General features: G+C 58.4%; 14 protein-coding genes. 6 read left to right on the top strand and 8 right to left on the bottom strand.

Annotated elements, in window-relative coordinates; translation table 11 throughout:
• Nucleotide 1: 1 nt before the first annotated feature.
• The 6 genes from hutC (at nt 2) to hutG (ending at nt 6,810) form a co-directional block, all read left to right on the top strand.
• Nucleotides 2–784 (top strand): histidine utilization repressor, encoded by a 783-nt coding sequence (gene hutC / locus B9Z52_RS04505; protein ID WP_108412638.1) that lies wholly within the window; start codon nt 2–4, stop codon nt 782–784.
• A 31-nt stretch (nt 785–815) separates the two neighbouring features.
• A complete protein-coding gene (hutU, locus tag B9Z52_RS04500) occupies nt 816–2,513 on the top strand; it encodes a urocanate hydratase (protein WP_108412637.1) in 1,698 nt (565 codons plus the stop codon).
• A gap of 195 nt (nt 2,514–2,708) precedes the next feature.
• Entirely contained in the window at nt 2,709–3,284 is a 576-nt protein-coding gene (locus tag B9Z52_RS04495) for a HutD family protein (RefSeq protein ID WP_233251809.1), read from the top strand.
• Nucleotides 3,285–3,329: 45 nt separating this feature from the next.
• Nucleotides 3,330–4,592, top strand: a complete 1,263-nt coding sequence (gene hutI / locus B9Z52_RS04490; RefSeq protein WP_199222032.1) for an imidazolonepropionase — start codon at nt 3,330–3,332, stop codon at nt 4,590–4,592.
• Nucleotides 4,589–5,983: a formimidoylglutamate deiminase gene (locus B9Z52_RS04485; RefSeq protein ID WP_108412634.1), complete on the top strand. Its 1,395-nt coding sequence runs from the start codon at nt 4,589–4,591 to the stop codon at nt 5,981–5,983. The genes hutI and B9Z52_RS04485 overlap by 4 nt, the downstream gene beginning before the upstream one ends.
• Nucleotides 5,980–6,810 (top strand): N-formylglutamate deformylase, encoded by an 831-nt coding sequence (gene hutG / locus B9Z52_RS04480; RefSeq protein ID WP_108412633.1) that lies wholly within the window; start codon nt 5,980–5,982, stop codon nt 6,808–6,810. Before B9Z52_RS04485 ends, hutG begins: the two co-directional genes overlap by 4 nt.
• 73 nt (nt 6,811–6,883) lie before the next feature.
• Here the strand turns inward: hutG and B9Z52_RS04475 are convergent, their stop codons facing one another.
• The 8 genes from B9Z52_RS04475 to gap form a co-directional block, all read right to left on the bottom strand.
• The gene (locus B9Z52_RS04475) at nt 6,884–7,078 is read right to left on the bottom strand and encodes a hypothetical protein (RefSeq protein ID WP_108412632.1); all 195 of its coding nucleotides are present in this window, start codon (nt 7,076–7,078) and stop codon (nt 6,884–6,886) included.
• 18 nt (nt 7,079–7,096) lie between these two features.
• Nucleotides 7,097–10,159, bottom strand: a complete 3,063-nt coding sequence (locus B9Z52_RS04470) for a type I restriction endonuclease subunit R (protein WP_108412631.1) — start codon at nt 10,157–10,159, stop codon at nt 7,097–7,099.
• 8 nt (nt 10,160–10,167) lie between these two features.
• Nucleotides 10,168–10,887 (bottom strand): retron system putative HNH endonuclease, encoded by a 720-nt coding sequence (locus tag B9Z52_RS04465; protein ID WP_108412630.1) that lies wholly within the window; start codon nt 10,885–10,887, stop codon nt 10,168–10,170.
• Nucleotides 10,862–12,208 carry an AAA family ATPase gene (locus B9Z52_RS04460; RefSeq protein WP_108412629.1) on the bottom strand — a complete coding sequence of 449 codons (1,347 nt, stop codon included), beginning with the start codon at nt 12,206–12,208 and terminating at the stop codon, nt 10,862–10,864. The genes B9Z52_RS04465 and B9Z52_RS04460 overlap by 26 nt, the downstream gene beginning before the upstream one ends.
• The gene (locus tag B9Z52_RS04455; protein WP_108412628.1) at nt 12,205–13,446 is read right to left on the bottom strand and encodes a restriction endonuclease subunit S; all 1,242 of its coding nucleotides are present in this window, start codon (nt 13,444–13,446) and stop codon (nt 12,205–12,207) included. The genes B9Z52_RS04460 and B9Z52_RS04455 overlap by 4 nt, the downstream gene beginning before the upstream one ends.
• Nucleotides 13,443–15,350: an ATP-binding protein gene (locus B9Z52_RS04450; protein WP_108412627.1), complete on the bottom strand. Its 1,908-nt coding sequence runs from the start codon at nt 15,348–15,350 to the stop codon at nt 13,443–13,445. Before B9Z52_RS04450 ends, B9Z52_RS04455 begins: the two co-directional genes overlap by 4 nt.
• On the bottom strand, nt 15,347–17,338 hold the full coding sequence (locus B9Z52_RS04445) for a class I SAM-dependent DNA methyltransferase (protein WP_108412626.1): 1,992 nt from the start codon (nt 17,336–17,338) through the stop codon (nt 15,347–15,349). The genes B9Z52_RS04450 and B9Z52_RS04445 overlap by 4 nt, the downstream gene beginning before the upstream one ends.
• A gap of 380 nt (nt 17,339–17,718) precedes the next feature.
• Entirely contained in the window at nt 17,719–18,726 is a 1,008-nt protein-coding gene (gene gap, locus B9Z52_RS04440) for a type I glyceraldehyde-3-phosphate dehydrogenase (RefSeq protein WP_108412625.1), read from the bottom strand.
• Between the last annotated feature and the right edge of the window lie 58 nt (nt 18,727–18,784).

Raw genomic sequence — 18,784 nt, 5'->3', positions numbered from 1 at the left:
CATGACCCGCCTGCTTGCCCCACGCAATCGCGCCGTTCATGCGCCACGCCCCGTGGCGGGTGAACCCGTGGCCTTGTTCCAGCAGATCAAAGACCACATTGCTCGCCAGATCCAGGACGGCACGCTGCGCGCAGGTGACCGCCTGCCGTCTGAGCACGAACTGGTGGCGCAGTTTGGCATCTCGCGCATGACCGTCAACCGGGCGCTGCGAGAACTTGTCGCTCAAGGGCGCATCGTGCGCGTGGCAGGTGTGGGCAGTTTTGTGGCCGAAAAAAAACCGCAATCCACTTTGCTGCAAATCGTCAACCTGGCCAGCGAGATTCGCCAACGCGGCCACGACTACGCCTGCGAAATGCTGGTGGTCGAACGTGTGGCAGCCACCCTCGAAGTGGCAGCGGCTTTGAATGTGCGCACGGGCGAATCGGTGTTCCATTCGGTGTGCGTGCACCTGGAAGACGGCGTGCCCATCCAGCTCGAAGACCGCTTTGTCAACCCGCAGGTGGTGCCTGATTTTGCGCAGCAAGACTTCAGCGTGCAGCAACCGTCTGAATTTTTGGTGCGCACCGTGCCCTTTGACGAAATCGAGCATGTGGTCGATGCCGTCTTGCCCACGGCCGAACAGGCGCAGCGCCTGCAGATGGACGCGGCCGAGCCCTGCTTGTTGCTCACGCGCCGCACCTGGACGCAAGGCACGCCCGTGACCCTGGTGCGGTGCTTGCACCCCGCCAGCCGATACCGTTTGGGCAGCCGCTACCAATCCAGCGGCAACCCCATTTCTACCTGACCGAATTGTTGCCCCTTTCAAGGAGTTCACCATGTCTTCTCTCACCGATCCCCGCCTTGACCCGACCCGTGTGGTGCGTGCCCCCCGTGGTGGCGAATTGACCTGCAAGAACTGGGTCACCGAAGCGGCTTACCGCATGGTCCAGAACAACCTCGACCCCGAAGTGGCAGAAAACCCGCAAAGCCTGGTGGTGTACGGCGGCATTGGCCGCGCTGCGCGCGACTGGGCCTGCTTTGACCAGATCCTGGCTTCGCTCAAAGACCTGAACGAAGACGAGTCCTTGCTGATCCAGTCGGGCAAGCCGGTGGGCGTGTTCAAGACGCACGCCAATGCGCCGCGCGTGCTGATCGCCAACTCCAACCTCGTGCCCAAGTGGGCCAACTGGGAGCACTTCCATGAACTCGACCGCAAGGGCTTGTTCATGTACGGGCAGATGACCGCAGGTTCTTGGATTTACATCGGCACCCAAGGCATCGTGCAAGGCACTTTTGAGACCTTCGTCGAGGCTGGCCGCCAGCACTACAACAACGACTGGACAGGCCGCTGGATTCTCACTGCGGGCCTGGGCGGCATGGGCGGCGCGCAGCCTTTGGCAGCCACTTTGGCGGGGGCTTGCTCGCTCAACATCGAATGCCAGCAAAGCAGCATCGACTTCCGCTTGCGCACCCGCTATGTGGACAAGCAGGCCAAAGACCTGGACGAGGCCCTGGCCCTGATCGCGCAACACACCGCCGCCAAAGAGGCGGTGTCGATTGCCTTGCTGGGCAACGCGGCAGACATCCTGCCCGAGCTGGTGCATCGGGCAAAAGCGGGTGGCATGCGCCCCGATTTGGTGACCGACCAGACTTCGGCGCACGACCTGATCAACGGCTACCTGCCCCCGGGCTGGACCGTGGCGCAGTGGAAAGCCGCCCAACACGACCCTGCACAACACGCCCGCCTGAAGGCCGAGGCCTCCCAAGGCTGCGCCACCCAGGTGCAAGCCATGCTGGACTTTCAGGCCATGGGCATCCCCACGGTCGACTACGGCAACAACATCCGCCAGGTGGCCTTTGACCATGGTGTGAAAAACGCCTTTGATTTTCCCGGCTTTGTGCCCGCCTACATCCGCCCCATGTTCTGCGAAGGCAAAGGGCCGTTCCGCTGGGTGGCCTTGTCGGGTGACCCCGAAGACATCTACAAAACCGACGCCAAGATCAAGGAACTGTTCCCCAACAACACGCACACCCACCGCTGGCTCGACATGGCGCGTGAACGCATCAGCTTTCAGGGCCTGCCCGCACGCATTTGCTGGCTGGGCCTGGGTGAGAGGCACCTGGCCGGTCTGGCCTTCAACGAGATGGTGCGCACGGGCGAGCTCAAAGCCCCCATCGTGATCGGGCGCGACCACCTGGACACCGGCTCGGTGGCCAGCCCCAACCGTGAGACCGAAGCCATGAAAGATGGCACCGACGCCGTGAGCGACTGGCCGCTGCTCAATGCTTTGCTCAACACCGCAGGCGGTGCCAGCTGGGTCAGCCTGCACCACGGCGGCGGCGTGGGCATGGGTTATTCGCAGCACTCGGGCATGGTCATCGTGGCCGACGGCACCGACGCGGCGGCCGAGCGCTTGGCGCGTGTGCTGGTCAACGACAGTGCCTCAGGCGTGATGCGCCACGCTGATGCCGGCTACGAGCTGGCCGTGGCCACGGCCAAAAAGCAAGGGCTGAAGCTGCCCATGGTCAAGTGATGTGACTATTGATCCGGCCCCATGAAGTCTTGCGCAACAGCCAAGTCATGGATTTTTGCAGGAGCCCACCCCTGTGGGCGATGGGCGTGGCACACGACCTGCAAACCATCGCCTACAGGGTGGGCTCCTACAAATGAACGCGTGGCTGAAGAACACAGGGGCTATTTAAACTTCATGGAACCGCATTCATCAGCCATGACACTGCACAGATTCACCGTTAATGATTTACCGGCCATGCCCTGGAAAAACGGTGGCGGTGTGACGCGTGAAATCGTCTGTCAGCCGCCCGGTGCCGACATGGACAGTTTTGACTGGCGCGTGAGCATCGCGCACATCGCCAGCGACGGACCGTTTTCGGCTTTTTCGGGCATCGACCGCGTCATCACTTTGCTCAGCGGCGGTGGCGTTCATTTGCTCAGTGGCGATGCTCAAGTGGATCACCCACTGGATACGCCGCTGGCACCCTTTGCGTTTGCGGGTGAAGCGGCTATCCATGCCCGCTTGCTGGCTGGCGACTGCCATGACTTCAACGTCATGACCCGACGAGGTGTTTGCAGTGCTTCGCTGCAGGTGGTGCGCAGTGCGTGCGATGGGTCTGCTGCATCGCAGGGCTTGTTTATGGCGGTGCAAGGGCATTGGTTGCTGGAAGGCGCAAGCTCTCAAACGCTCGCGCCGCAGCAAGGTCTGTGGTGGTCTGATGCGTCAGTGGCTTGGCGCTTGCGCCCACAAAGCCCTGATGCGGCGCTCTTGGCTTTGAACATTTCGCTTTGAATATTTCGCATTTGCACTTCTTTTTCACTGAACATGAACGCTTCAATGCCCCCTGATTCATGGCCCAGTGCCGACGGCGTCTGGCATCACTTGCACCTGGCCCCCGAGGCCTTGGGTGCTGGCGCTTCAGCCGTGCCTGATGCGGCCATCGTGGTCGTGCAAGGGGCCATCGCCTGGGTGGGTGCCCACGCCGATTTGCCAGCCTCTTATCGGCCACTGCCACAACACGACGGCCAGGGCGCCTTGGTCACGCCCGGTCTGGTCGACTGCCACACGCACCTGGTGTACGGCGGGCAGCGTGCCAACGAATTCGCCATGCGCTTGGCCGGAGCCAGCTACGAAGAGGTGGCGCGTGCCGGGGGCGGCATTGTGTCGAGCGTCAAGGCCACACGCGAGGCGAGCGAAGACACCTTGTTCGACGCGGCCGTGCCCCGTTTGCAGGCTTTGCTGGCCGAAGGCGTTTGCGCCATCGAGATCAAATCCGGCTATGGCCTGAGTCTGGAGCACGAACGCAAACAACTGCGTGTGGCCCGGCGTCTGGGCGAGGTGTTTGGCGTCACGGTGCGCACCACGTTTTTGGGTGCGCATGCGCTGCCGGCCGAATACGCCGGGCGCAGCGACGACTACATCCAGCTGGTGTGTGAAGAGATGATGCCCACGCTCGCCGCCGAAGGCCTGGTGGATGCAGTGGATGTGTTTTGCGAAACGATTGGCTTCACGCTGGCGCAGACCGAGCAGGTGTTCCAGGCCGCGCAAGCGCTGGGCTTGCCGGTCAAGCTGCATGCCGAACAGCTGTCGGACATGGGCGGCTCGGCGCTGGCGGCGCGTTTCGGCGCTCTGTCGTGCGACCACATCGAACACCTGAGCGCCGAAGGCATCGCCGCCATGCGGCAAGCCGGCACGGTGGCCGTGCTCTTGCCGGGCGCTTACTTCACCCTGCGCGACACCCACATGCCGCCCATTGCTGAACTGCGTGCTGCTGGCGTGCCCATGGCCGTGTCCACCGACCACAACCCGGGCACGTCGCCTGTTTTGAGTTTGTTGTTGATGGTCAACATGGCCTGCACCTTGTTTCGTTTGACGGTGCCTGAAGCGCTGGCGGGCGTGACACGCCATGCCGCGCAGGCACTGGGCTTGCAAGCCACGCACGGGCGCATCGCGGTCGGGTGCCCCGCCAATTTCGTGCTCTGGCCTTTGGGCGATGTGGCAGAACTGGCCTATTGGCTGGGCCAGCGCCCGACCTGCAGCGTGGTGCGCCAAGGCCGTTTGGCAGTCGACGGCTTGCGCGTGAAGCGGAGCGCAGCATGAACGAGCGCAGCCTGTTTACCGATCACGCCTTGTTGCCCAGTGGTTGGGCGCGTGATGTGCTGTTGTCGTGGAACGACCAAGGCTTGATCACGGGTGTGAATGCGCAGGCCAATTGCCCTGAAGGTACGGCACGCGCCACTGGCCCCGTGGTGCCCGGCATGCCCAATTTGCATTCGCACGCATTCCAAAGAGCGTTTGGCGGTTTGACCGAATACCGGGGAGCCATCCAAGACAGCTTCTGGAGCTGGCGCAGCCTGATGTACCGCTTTGCAGCGGCCATCACGCCCGAACAACTCGAAGCCATTGCCACGGGTCTGTATGTCGAGATGCTGGAGGCCGGTTACACCAGCGTGTGCGAATTCCATTACGTGCACCACGACAGCGATGGCCGTCCTTATGCCGATGACGCCGCTATGTCGATTTGCCTGTTGCGAGCCGCTGCACGCTCTGGCATGGGCCTGACTTTGTTGCCCGTGCTGTACCAGACCAGTGGCTTTGGCAGCACGCCGCCCAGTATTGGCCAGCGGCGCTTCATCCGCTCCACCGACAACATGCTGGCCTTGCTGCAAAAGCTCAAACCCTTGTGCGAGGTGCAAGGTGCACGCCTGGGGCTGGCGCCGCACTCTTTGCGCGCCGTGCCCCCCGACAGCTTGCGCGAAGCGCTGGCCGGTTTGCAAGCCTTGGACGCCACAGCCCCGGTGCACATCCACATTGCCGAGCAAACCGCCGAGGTCGATGCCTGCCTGGCCTGGAGCGGGCAGCGTCCGGTGCAGTGGCTGCTTGAGCACGCCCCGGTCGATGCGCGTTGGTGCTTGGTGCACGCCACCCACATGAGCGCCGAGGAAAGCACCCGCGCCGCCCGCACGGGCGCGGTGGCGGGCCTGTGCCCCAGCACCGAGGCCAATTTGGGCGATGGCATTTTTGATGCCCCCACTTGGTTGCAAGCCAGCGGTCGTTGGGGCGTGGGCTCTGACAGCCACGCCTGCGTCAACGCTGCCGAAGAGCTGATGCAACTCGAATACAGCCAGCGCCTGGCCACGCGCCAGCGCAATGTGCTGGCCAGTGCCGCGCAGCCTTCGGTGGCCACATCCATGACCTTGCAAGCGGTGGTCGGTGGCGCTCAAGCCAGTGCGCGGCCAGTAGCCGGCTTGGCTGTGGGTCAGCAGGCCGACATGGTGGTGCTGGATGCACAGCACCCACTGCTGTGCGACCTGCCCACGCCTGAGGCCATGCTGTCGGCCCATGTGTTTGCCAGCCATCGCCAATCGGCCCTGCAGCAGGTGTGGGTGGCGGGCCGTGTGCAGGTGCAATCGGGCCGCCATGTTTTGCACGACACGGCCTTGAGTGGCTTGGTCACCGCACGTCAACAATTGCTGAAGAACACCCCATGACTTTTCAAACCAGCGAGCCTGCTTTCCGCTTTCGCCAAGGCACACGCCCTTTGCTGATCTCGATGCCGCATGCGGGCACACATGTGCCGCCTGCGCTGGCCGCACGCCTCACCGACGAAGCCCGGCTCGTGCCCGACACCGACTGGCATCTGGAGCGCCTGTACGACTTCGCTGATGAGTTGGGTGCCTCTGTGCTGGTGGCCACGCATTCGCGCTTTGTCATCGACCTGAACCGCCCGCCGGACGGGGCCAGCCTGTACCCCGGGCAAAGTGTGACCGGCCTGTGCCCGGTGGACTTGTTCGACGACCAGCCGCTGTATCGCGACCCGGCCGATGTGCCGAGCGAGGCGGAAATCGCCGAGCGCCGCGCAACCATTTGGCAGCCGTACCACACGCAGTTGGCGCAAGAGCTGACCCGCATTCAGGCCCAGCACGGCGTGGCCGCCTTGTGGGACGCGCACTCGATCCGCTCGGTGCTGCCGCGTTTTTTTGAAGGCCGCTTGCCCGACCTGAACCTGGGCACCGCCAACGGGGCCAGCTGCAGCCCAGCGCTGGCAGAACAGCTGCTGGCCATTGGCAAGCAAGCCACCGGTTACACCGCTGTTTTGAACGGCCGCTTCAAGGGCGGCCACATCACCCGCCAATACGGCAACCCGGCGCAAGGCATCCACGCGGTGCAGCTGGAAATGACCCAGTGCAGCTACATGCAAGAAAGCTGGCCGTTTGACTACCTGCCCGAGGTGGCGGCGGGTGTGCAGCCGCATGTGCGCAAGCTGCTGGAGGTGGTGTTGGCGTTTGTGGAAGCAAAATCCCAAACGCTTGCATGAGCTCTTGCGCCTTTATATGCTGACTTGCTTCAAAGGCTTTGATGCAAGCGCTGCTGTTAAATGTGTCGATAAATCAATACGCTACGTCTGCTTTGTCTTGTGGCGTGTAGTGCGACTCGGGCAATGACAGGTTGGCCTGGTCCAGGATGAAGTTTTCCACCTCGGCTTGGGCCTGCTCTTTTTTGGTCCAGCGGTCGAGCGGCGCGATGACCGCCAGCACGCCCGTCAGCAATCCGGGGCTGACATAACTGGTCCGCACCAGCAACACACAACATCATCATGCCCTTCACACTTCGTCCATAGCCTTCCGCCCAGACCGAAACCGTAAATACACCTCTTTCGAGATCCAATCCGTGACCAAGTGCTGAAAGCTCTTCTCGTTCATAAATCGAGCGAAGATGTCTTCGTTCTGTTCCATGCGCTCAATGAACAAGGTTTGCAGCAGGCTTGAAAACAGCAGTGAAAACTTTTCTTCTGGATTGGCTGCAGCCGCTTCGCACAGAGACGCATCGCCAACAGCCGCTTCAATGATCTGGTCAAAAAACAACTGATCTGCGTCGGTGAAGTCTGTTCCAAATCGATCATTCAGTGAGTCGATCAAACGCGACAAAGGCGTTTCTTCGTCGCGCTGCAAACCTGAACCTACATCGCGTGGGCCATCCAGCGGGTTGCCTTTGCCATCACGCAGGCTGATAGAGCCCTCACTGATTTTTTGCAGACGGTAGTACTCCAGCCTCACTTCATCGTCAAAGTCGTAGCGTGGGCCACTCTCGCGGCGAGGCAGCTTGGTCGAGAGGAAGCGCAAGAAGGTGTAGAGCCGTTCCAAATCAGAGTCTTGATACGGTATGACTTGCGACAAAAACGCGTACAGATTTCGAAAGGCCTGCAGCTTGCCACGCCAAAGCTCAGCCGCCTCTTCTTCGGTTCGCTGCAGATCACGGAAACGATCAACAGCCGTGTCCAGCGCCGCATTCATGGCTTGGTGGTCTGCGGGGCTCTGTCTCTGTCTAGGTTTGAAGTACACCGCAATAAAACGCTCAACCTCGTCGTGTGTGTAAATGCCGCTTGCGTCAAGTTCTGCCTTGATGGCGTACATCTGATTCGGGTCAGCCTCTTCGCCCATTTCTGCGCCGTCGAAGTAGTCCTTAAACGCTTGGCGAATTTCGTCCCGGTCATTCACAAAATCCAACACGAAGGTGTCTTCTTTCAAAGGGTGCATGCGATTCAGGCGCGACAGTGTCTGTACCGCCTGAATGCCTGCCAAGCGTTTGTCCACATACATGGTGTGGAGCAGCGGCTGGTCAAAGCCTGTCTGGTACTTCTCTGCCACCAGCAACACCTGGTAATCTGGTCCGCCAAACGCTTCGGGCAATTCGGTTTCCTTCATGCCACCGTTCATGGCGAACTCGGTGTACAGCTTGTCGGGCACCAGCTCGTCTTGCACTTGCCCTGAAAATGCCACCAGTGTTTTGATCCAGCCGTAACCCTTTTCTCGGATGTAGGCATCAAACGCCAGCTTGTACCGCACAGCCTCCAGGCGTGAACCTGTCACCACCATCGCTTTGGCTTTGCCGCCCAGTTTGTGATGAGTCACCGCATTGAAGTGCTCCACCATCACCTCGGTTTTTTGTGCAATGTTGTACGGGTGCAGCCGCATGAAGCGCGCCAGCGCCTTGGCCGCTTGTTTGCGCTCCACGTTGGGATCGGCATCGCTGGCGTTCACCAGTTTGTAATAAGTGGCGTAGGTGGTGTAGTGGGCCAGCACATCCATGATGAAGCCCTCTTCAATGGCCTGCCTCATGGTGTAGCGGTGAAACGCGTGCCCCGTGCCGTTGTCTGTGCCATCGGCACCGCGCCCAAACACCGCCAGCGTCTTGTGCTTGGGGGTGGCAGTGAACGCATAAAAGCTGATGTTGGCCTGCCGCCCGCGCTTGGCCATGCTGCGGTACAGCTCGTCTAGGTCTTTGGCACCTTCTTCTACGGCGTAGCGCGCAGCCTCCTGGCGCAGCACGTCGCCGCCCAGCACCTCTTTCAGGTCCGTGGCTGTTTCACCCGATTGCGAACTGTGCGCCTCGTCAATGATGACGGCACAGCGCCGTGTGGGCAGCACACCTTCGCCACCTTCACCCCGCTCTTCGGCCATCTTGAGTAACTGACGCGTGACGAAGGGAAACTTTTGCAGCGTGGAAATGATGATGGGCACGCCTGTTGTCAGCGCCTCGGCCAGCTGGCGTGAGTCCTCGTCAATTTTTTGCACCACGCCTTGGCGGTGCTCAAACTGGTAAATCGTGTCTTGCAGCTGCTTGTCCAGCACGCGTCGGTCGGTGATGACAATCACCGAGTCAAACACCTTGGCGTCTGCTGTGTCGTGCAGCGACGCCAAGCGATGCGCCAGCCAACCGATGGTGTTGCTCTTGCCACTGCCAGCCGAATGCTCGACCAAGTAGTTATGGCCTGGGCCTTCTTGCTTGGCTGCGGCCTCCAGCGCACGCACCGCTTGCAGCTGGTGGTAGCGCGGGAAGATCATGGTTTCTTTGCGAATCTTGCGGCCCTCTTCTGTGCGACGCTCTTCCTCTTGCAAATGCATAAAGCGGGCGAGGATGTCCAGCAAGCTATCGCGCTGCCAAACCTCTTCCCATAGGTAAGCCGTGCGGTAAGCGCGGCCTTGCGGGTCGGGCGGGTTGCCTGCACCGCCATCATGTCCTTGGTTGAAAGGCAAGAAGTGCGTGGCGCTGCCCGCCAGCCGCGTGGTCATGAACACCTCTTCGGTGTCTACCGCAAAGTGCACGAGCGCCCGGCGCTTGAACTCAAACAGCGGCTCGCGGTGATCGCGGTCTTGCTGATACTGCGCAATGGCGTGGCGCACCGTCTGCCCTGTCATGGCGTTTTTCAGCTCAGCGGTGACGACAGGAATGCCGTTGACCGATAAAACCAAATCCAACTCATTGGTGTTGCGTTGGCTGTAACGCAGCTGGCGCGTGATGCCCATGCGGTTGGCTGCGTACTGCGCAGCCAGCTCGGGGTTCATGCCATGCGCGGGCTTGAAGAACGCCACGCGCAGTGTCCGGCCATGGCACTTAAAACCATTGCGCAACACAGCCAGCGTACCGTGGTGGTCTAACCAATGCGTGAGGTCTTTGAGAATCTGGGCTTCGGTTTGGGCCCCGTTTAAAGACTCCAAACGCGCCCATTCTTTGGGCTGGGTAGCGCGAATGAAGGCGAGAGCTTCTTGTGGGAAGAAGTTGTTGGACAGGTCGTAGGATGACTTGTCCAAGGGTTGGTGTCCGTTGGCGAGTAGCGTGGCTTCGATGGTGGATTCAAAGGATTCTTCGTCATGTCGCTTGTTCATGTTGTCCCCTAATTGACTCGGCCTTCCAGCTTCGCCAAGTGCCTTAGCGCAATCTGACGAAGCGGGATGCAGAACTCTTTGAATTTCTGTTCTGCATTGCGATACCTCCATGCTGCAAGCAGTTGATTGACCTTTGCTGGGGACGAGAGTGGTCGTTTTGACTTTGGGTGAAGCCCCATCTCGATGAAGGCTTGGCGCCGAAGCTCTTGCAATCGAGCATTGTTCAGTCCAATCTTCTCGATGGTATTTTTGCCCGCTGCGTCAGCTTCGTTCTCAACCTTGATTTCACCGCTCAACTCAAAGCGAAATCTGGCCTCACATCCTTCCACCAACGGTGACACAAATCCGTTCAGGTCGTCGGCTGGCCACCAGTCTTCCTTCTTGACAGCCCCGTACTCGGGTCGAGGCGCGCCGGGCGAGGGAAAGCAGGCAACCATGTTTTCCCATGCAACATCAAGGCGTTTGCGCTCCTGCTGGGCAGCCTCACGTGCGTCGTCTTCTTTTCGGCACAGTGTCTGTGGCCTCACGTGTTCGATGTGAGCCGAGGCTTCACATATGAGCTTGAGTGTGTATGCGCATAGATAGCCTTGCTCTATGAGCAGGGCTGCGACTACCTCTTCGTTCGGAAATCCTCCGTTGCCGTACTCCAGGTTCTGCGGCACCGCCGCATTTGCTGTGCGCCATTGTGTCAGTGCCGCGCATTCATTGCCTTTCTGAATCCATCTCATCACCCAAAACCTCCCATCGATCAATCGCTGCATTGGCGCCAATCAGTTCCTTGTCATCACCGAACTCTGCACGCAGGGCTGTGACTATGCCCCTTGCAGTTTCGAGTTCACCGTCTTCCATTAACCGGTCGATTTCATCAAGGCCAGCCTGCAACCTTTCATTTCTCTCCGGTGTGTCCATGACGTGGCGCAGAATCCAGCCACTATCACGCCCAAGCGATTCGTCAAGCACGTCAAACCCTCCGTCCTCGCTAAGCAACACTGCACGACCCGCAGGGGTCTCACCAATAACCTGTGGTGAGTGGCTGGTCACTATGAACTGCAAATTTGGGAAAGCCGTCGTGAGGCTTGCAACAATTCGCCGTTGCCATTGTGGGTGAAGGTGCAGATCAATTTCATCGATCAACACCACCCCCTGACCATTGATTGTTGGATTCGGGTCCTTCGGGTTTAGCTGAGCGAGTCGGCGTGCAATGTCAAAGCCCAAAACCACCAAGCTGCGTTCACCGTCTGACAACTCTTCAACTTGAAGACTCATCGGTTCTGTGACCGTATGGAGATCTTTCGTTGGAGAATTCGTATCAATACGTTGGCGAGACACTTGCTTTGTTACCCAAAGGGTGCCGCCTTCGAGGCGCCAGTTCGATAGCTCCGGCAGCATTGCGGTGATCGCCTCGAGTACCGAAGTCTTTTGCCTTGAGCTGTTACCGTTTGGAGCTTCAAGAGCGATTTGTTCCTTGACGCGCAGCCACTCGACTAGGTCTTTAATTCGTAGGCCTCGTTCGGTGTAAAAAGCCCTGAAGTAGCCTGGATTGGTTGAGCGTCCAACTTTAGAGATCTCGTCTGAGGGATGAGCACGTCTGACTGAAAAGTGCAGCCCCAACGGTTGGTTATCTAAATCTTTAAAAGCTTTGGGACCAGATTCAAGAACGGCCTCAGGCTGGTCGGAGCGACGCAGCTCGCGTATGTCGGGGTTTTCCGTTGTCTGATTGCGCAAGCTGCCTTGTGGGTTGTTGACGTGAGTGAGTAGACTTTTCTTGACGAGATAGGTATATGGCCCGTCTCCATGACACGAGAACATTAACTCTGCCGTCATTTCATCAGCCCCGCGCATCACGTCGTTGGTCTGAAATTCTGTTCCGAAGCGAGGTGTTTTAGCAAACATCTGAAGTGCATGCGCCAACATCACACGCAGAGCATCCAAAATTGATGTCTTGCCAACTCCATTTACGCCAACTATCAAATTGATCCCAGGATGAAATACCAAAGAACGGTGAACAACGCCTCTGAAGTTGGTTAGTGTCAGTTTTTCGATTTTCATTTTTGTCCCCCTGCAACCATCCTTGCGATCAAGGCGAAACGCCTTTCCGCTAGAAGCGTAATGGTCTTCTCTGTTGCTTGTTTCAAGGCATCAAGATTGGCGGTTGCCTTGTTGATTTTTTCAACGATTGTGCGTTGCTCTTCGAGGGGGGGAACTGGCACCGCCATATCTCGAAATTCGTCCCAATACAGACGAAGCCGATCCCAAACTATGCCGTGCGAGCGCCGTCCAGCTTCTGCACTGCATCCGGGTGTTTGAAGGAGTAGACCGAAATAGTTGGAGTCCAAAAATTGCGTCGGTTTTGCGACCACATAGTCGGGGCTTACTAAGCCGTCTTGTGGTACAGCTCCAACCGCACCCTGCCACATGCGCATCTTGTTGAAGCAGATATCACCTTTAATGGCGACTTTATAGGTATTCGCGTCGGCCGCAGTTTGCTCAATTCGATCTGTGGAGAATTCGCGTAAGCGAACTCCCCCGTGGATAGAGACTTCGAGTAATGGTAAGTCCGCCCGGCCACGCTGATCTCGTTCAGCGAAGAGCCAAGCCGCACGAGATACATCCCAGTGTTTTGGAATGTCACCGAGCCAATCGATGCCTGAGTCGCGCATTGGTACGTCTGGGTTCAGGCCCCGCGTAACGGCGCTGGCGATGAAGGCACGACGCTTTTCTGCCATCAAATTGACCAGCCCCTGCTTTTCTCGAATGAGGCCCTCCACTCGCGCTACCAGTGACTGTGCGCGTTGAACACAAGTCAATTGTTGAGGTATCGGCGGCAGTGGTATTTCAAACGCACCGATTTGCTCGAAGTTCAGGCCCTCGCGAGATGAGCCGTTCTCACCAAAGCGAATCTCGTTCTGGATCATTGGCGACTGCAACACTAAATTCAAAAAAGTCGGCACTAACTGGTTAGTGTTGGATCGAATGATGCAGACATGCTGGTTAACGTTGGCAGCTTCAAACGCTACAGGAACAACGGTGCAACGACCAATTGACGCGCCAGTAATGTTCAGCAAAACATCATTGGGTTGCACACGAGTTGAAGCCATGTCATCGTCCATTTCCTGGTCGATGTAAACCACATCGTCTAGGCGCAGTCCGTCAAAATGAACGTTTTGGCTTCGTAGCAGCATCACACCAGAAGTGATGTAGACCTCGGCACCCCCTTTCGGAGTTTTGCCGCTGCCAATTTTGCTAACCAGATACTTCAAGGGCACCTTGGGCCAAGCAGCACTCATGGCCTACCCTCCACCGCCCGATACGCCTGCTGCGGATCGTTGGGTTCTTCCGGCCGTGTCATCACCAGTCGGCCATCGCGCATGAGCGGGCGCAGGTAGTTTTGCCGTACCACTTCTGGGTTGCGGCGCAATACCAAAGCCAGTTCGTCCACCGGCCAGTCGCGCAGGCTGCACAAGGCCACAACCAAGTCTTGTACTTCTTGAGGTGGGTGGCGCTGGCCGATGGCCCCTAGCCGGGCAGCCAAAGAGCCGGTCAGCTCGTCCAGCAAGGCGGCGCGGGCCGTGTCTTGCGCGTTGGTTTGGAGGTTGCTAGTTAACTCACTGGGGTTACTAGATAAGCCGCTGGGGTTACTAGATAAGCCATTGGGGTTGCTAGATAAGGGGCTGTTTGCCCCTTCTGCCAATGCTTGTTGACCTAGGCCCAGCCGTTCGGCAGGCACATAGTAGGTGGCCGAGCCACGGCCTTTTTGCACCAGCAAGCCTGCATCACGCAGGCGGCGCAAGGCAGCGCTGGCGCTGTGGGTGTCTACCTTGTTCAGGGTGCGGTAGTTGGCGTTATCAATGGCTCCGGCCTCGCGCACCACCACCAGGGCTTTGGCTTCGTCGGGGCTGAGCTGGGCATCTTTGAACTGGGCCAACCAAGCCACGTCATCGGCACCCAAAAAGTGGTGAAAGAAGTAGCGGGCCACAAACTGGTCGTTGCCCCGGTCAGACTCAAACAATGGCGGGGTCAGCCCAGCCTGCTCCATGGTGTCGCGCATCACGCGGATACCGCTGCCTTTGGTTTCTGCAAAGCGGGTTTCGTGCAACACGGCGGCAATGCGGGGGTTACGTGGCTCACTGCCGGGCTCGCCCAAGTGCTCGGGCGACTTGAGCGAAAAACCTGGGTTGCGAATTTCCAGCCGGTTGGCATAGCGGATGATTTGCACCGGGCTATGGCTGCGGTAGCTGCGGTGCATGAGGGCGTTAACCAGCGCCTCGCGAATCACACGTTGGGGGATGACGGGTTTGTCTTGGCGTTGCAGGTCGCCTTCTTTGAGGGCAAAGCCTTTGGGCAGGTCATCCAGCACGGCGGCTTGGGCGCGGCGGATCAGCCGAAACAACGGGTCGCGCAGTTCGATGGTGTCAAAGCGGCGCTCTGGGTCTGGCACCCAGTCGCGGCCAGGCACGCGGATGTAGTCCACCCGCGTCATGGGAAAACAGCGGCGCAAAGCCTGCGCCGTGCCAAAGAGCATGATGCCCGCCACGGTGGGGCGTAAGTTGCCTTGCTCGTCTTTGCTGATGCACCCAAGTGAGCGCAGCAATTCTTCGTCGGTCCAGCGCAGCTCTTCGGCATCGGGGTTGGCTTGGGCTCGGGTTTGGCGGTAGTCGGCCAGGGCTTCGGGGGCGATGTCGTCCAGCGTGGCGTCGGGCACCAAGCTGGCATCAAAGCTTTCACGCTGGCGGCCTTGGTAGAAGACGGCCAGGTCGTCGTCGGTGCAGTGTTGGTCCACACTGCCCACGCGGCGCAGTGCACCTTTGGGCAGACCTTGGGCTTTGAAGAAAACGGGTTTGTCTTGCGGCTGCGCCTCGGGCACAAAAGCCACCACCACGGCCTGTCCGTTGACTTGCTCGGTAGTAAGCTCAATGCGTACGGGCAGGTTAAACGTTTCGCGGCATTGGGTGGCCAAGTCGGCGCACAGCTTGTCTGGCTGCGCAACACCTTCAACTTGGTAGCTTGGGAAGAGTGCTTGGTCTTCGCGCTCCACGCCCAGCAGCAACCAGCCGCCGCCCAAGCCGGGCTCGTTGGCAAAGGCGCACACTGTTTCCAGCAGCGATTTGCCAGCCTCGCTGGCGCGTTTGGCCTCGATGCGCTCGGTTTCGTCGAGCAGGTTCAGGCTTTGCAGGAGTTCCAGTGCGGTCATGGGGCCTTCGCTTCGGCGGTGACTTCGCTGAGCAGTCGCAATATCTCAGCCTCGGCCTTCTTCAAGTCGGCATCAATGTCGGCCAGCGAGCGCGGCGGGGTGAACTTGTAGAAGTGGCGGTTGAAGTTGATTTCATAGCCAACCTTGGTTTTGTCGTGGGCTATCCAAGCGTCTGGCACATGGGGAATGACTTCACGTTGGAAGTATTCATTCATGTTGACCTTGAGGGGGACGTTTTCAAAGTCACGCAGCGCAGCGTCGGCTTCATACTCAACTTGTTTGCCTGTCTGCTTGAATATGACTGGCTGGGCGCTTGGGTCGACTGCGGTAAACGCATCACGGAAGGCTTTGGCTTGGGGTGCTCGCCATTTGCTGTCACGTTGTTTCAGCACAGTTTGCGCACGCGCCCAGATGTTGTTCCAGTCGAGCGACTCATCTCGACCTATCGCGGCATCAATGGCTTGCAGGTCATCCAGCAAATTGGGGCAAGCATCGAGAAAACGCTCTTTGCCTTGCAATGTGATTTGAAACTTCAGACGCAGTGGGCGCTCAATGGTGAGGCGGTGGTAGCCAAAGTCTTGGTTATCGAACACCTTGCAGCTGTCGCTGAGCATCATGGGTCCGTACTCTTGCACGATGTCTTTGATGTTCTGGTCCGAAAACTCGCGGCGCTTGTCTCCCAAGCTGCGACGCAGTGGCTGCCAACGGTCACGTGCATCCACGAGTTGAATCTTGCCCTTGCGTCGTTGCTCTTTGCGGTTGGTCACGATCCAAATGTAGGTGCCAATGCCCGTGTTGTAGAACATCTGCTCGGGCATGGCCACGATGGCTTCAAGCCAATCGTTTTCGATGACCCATTTGCGAATCTCACTTTCGCCAGAGCCTGCGCCACCTGTAAACAGCGGCGATCCGTTAAAAACGATGGCCAAGCGTGAGCCGTCTTTACCTTCGGCGGCATCTACGGGTTCGATCTTGCTGAGCATGTGCTGCAAAAACAGCAAGGCACCGTCATTGACACGCGGCGTACCTGCACCAAAGCGACCGTTGAATGCCTGCTTTTCGTGTTCACGAACCACGTCTTTTTGTTGGCGTTTCCAGTCCACGCCAAACGGCGGGTTGGCCAAGAAGTAGTCAAAGCGTTGACCCACAAACTGGTCATCTACCAATGTGTCACCGAATCGGATGGTGGAGGTTTCTGGGTCTTTGGGGTTGCTGCGCATCAGCAGGTCAGATGCCGCCACCGCGTATGAGCGTTTGTTGAAATCTTGGCCATGCACATACAACCGCGCGCCCATTTGGTGTTCGCGCAGGTAGTTGCGAGCTTCCGACAGCATGCCCCCCGTTCCACAGGTTGGGTCCAGCAGGGTGCGAACTGTGTTGGGTTTTGTCAGCAGATCGTCGTCGTGCATGAACAACAAGTTCACCATGAGTTGAATCACTTCACGGGGGGTGAAGTGATCGCCAGCCGTTTCGTTGGCTTGCTCATTAAACCTACGAATCAGATCTTCAAATAACAAACCCATGTCGATGTTGTCCACCGATTGGGGATGCAGATCAACTTCACAAAATTTACGCACCACGAGGAACAGGATGTTGTGCTCGTGCAGCCGCTTGATTTCGTCACTGAAACTGAAGTAGTCAAAGATACGTTGGACGTTTTCAGAGAAGCCGTTGATGTAGCTTTGTAGATGTAGATGGACGTGGTCTGGGTCGCCCATCAAGCGCTCGAACGTCAGTGGCGAGTGGTTGTGAAAGCGCTGGCCTGAAACCTGGTTGAGAACGCCATCGAGCGCTTCACCGTGGTGCTTGCCGCCAAGTTTGGCGAACTTGTCCAGCACTGCCTGTTTTGTGGGCTGCAGGACGCAGTCAAATCGGCGCAAAACCACCAGAGGGAGCATGACGCGTTCGTACTGAGGCGGCCGGTATGGGCCACGCAGCAGGTCGGCGATGCTCCAAATGAAATTGGACAGTTCGTGGCTTTTGCTCATTTGTATTGAATCCAGTGACACTGACTCCGCCAATTGATGCTGAGCTTGTGCAATAAACGGCTATTGTAGGTATTCAAAATCACAGCATAGCCTCAAGTTATAAAATGCAAATTGTCCGAATTCTTTCGAGATTCGTCTCAAAAGTTGGCTCGATCTTTTTGTGATTTTTGTTACTTAGGGGTGTAACCGAATCTGAAATGCACATGGCGGCGAAGACGGTGATGATCTCAGTAGCTTCGTTGAGGTCACGTTTTAAGAGAGCCCAGCGTTGAGTGCAATGTACACACCAACATGATCGCTACGGGGGCGCCGCTTCTACAGAAAACCATTGCCCATGAAAAAAGCGCCCGAAGGCGCTTTTTTCATGGCTGCGATAAAGCTCACTTCTTCTTAGCCACCACCCGCACCATCTCCAGGCACTGCTTGGCGTAGCCCCATTCGTTGTCGTACCAAGCCACGATCTTGACGAAGGTCTTGTCGAGCGCAATACCGGCCGTGGCATCGAACACGCTGGCGCAGGGTTCGCCACGGAAGTCGGTGGAGACGACTTTTTCGTCGGTGTAACCCAGCACGCCTTTGAGTGCACCTTCGCTTTGTGCTTTCATTTCGGCGCAGATTTCGGCATAGCTGGCGTCGCTGTTCAGCTCCACGGTCAGGTCAATGACCGACACGTCCGACGTGGGCACACGGAACGCCATGCCGGTGATCTTGCCCTTGATCTCGGGGATCACCACGCCCACGGCCTTGGCCGCGCCGGTGCTGCTGGGGATGATGTTTTCGAGGATGCCTCGGCCACCGCGCCAGTCTTTGCGGGACGAGCTGTCCACGGTCATTTGGCTGGCAGTTGCTGCGTGCACCGTGGTCATCAGGCCGCGCTTGATGCCCCACTTGTCGTTGAGCACCTTGACCACGGGGGCCAGGCAGTTGGTGGTGCATGACGCATTCGACACGATGGCTTCGCCTGCGTATTTTTTGTGGTTCACGCCGTAGACGAACATGGGGATGCTGTCTTTGGACGGGGCCGAAATCACAACCTTTTTTGCACCAGCCACGATGTGCATCTGGCTGGTGGGTTCGGTCAGGTAGTGGCCAGTGCATTCGAGCACGGTGTGCACACCCATCTCACCCCAGCGCAGGTTGTGCGCATCGCGCTCGTGCGAGAGTTTGATCTTTTTGCCGTTGACGATCAGGGCGTCGTCGGTGAAGTCCACGGTGCCATCAAAGCGGCCGTGCACGCTGTCGTACTTGAGCATGTAGGCCAGGTAGTCGGCGGGCTTGGGGTCGTTGATGCCGACGATCTGGATGTCGTCGTAGCCGTGTTTGAGGGCGGCGCGCAGAGCCAGACGGCCGATGCGACCGAATCCGTTAATGCCTACTTTGATGGTCATGTGAATGCCTCAGGAGAAAGTTACGAAACCGTTACGTAACCGGATTTGAAACCAAAAC

It is taken from the genome of Limnohabitans sp. Jir72 (assembly GCF_003063575.1).
Taxonomy (GTDB): domain Bacteria; phylum Pseudomonadota; class Gammaproteobacteria; order Burkholderiales; family Burkholderiaceae_C; genus Limnohabitans_A.
The sequence above is the reverse complement of the archived record's forward strand: the minus strand, read 5'-3'. Positions and strand labels throughout refer to the sequence as shown.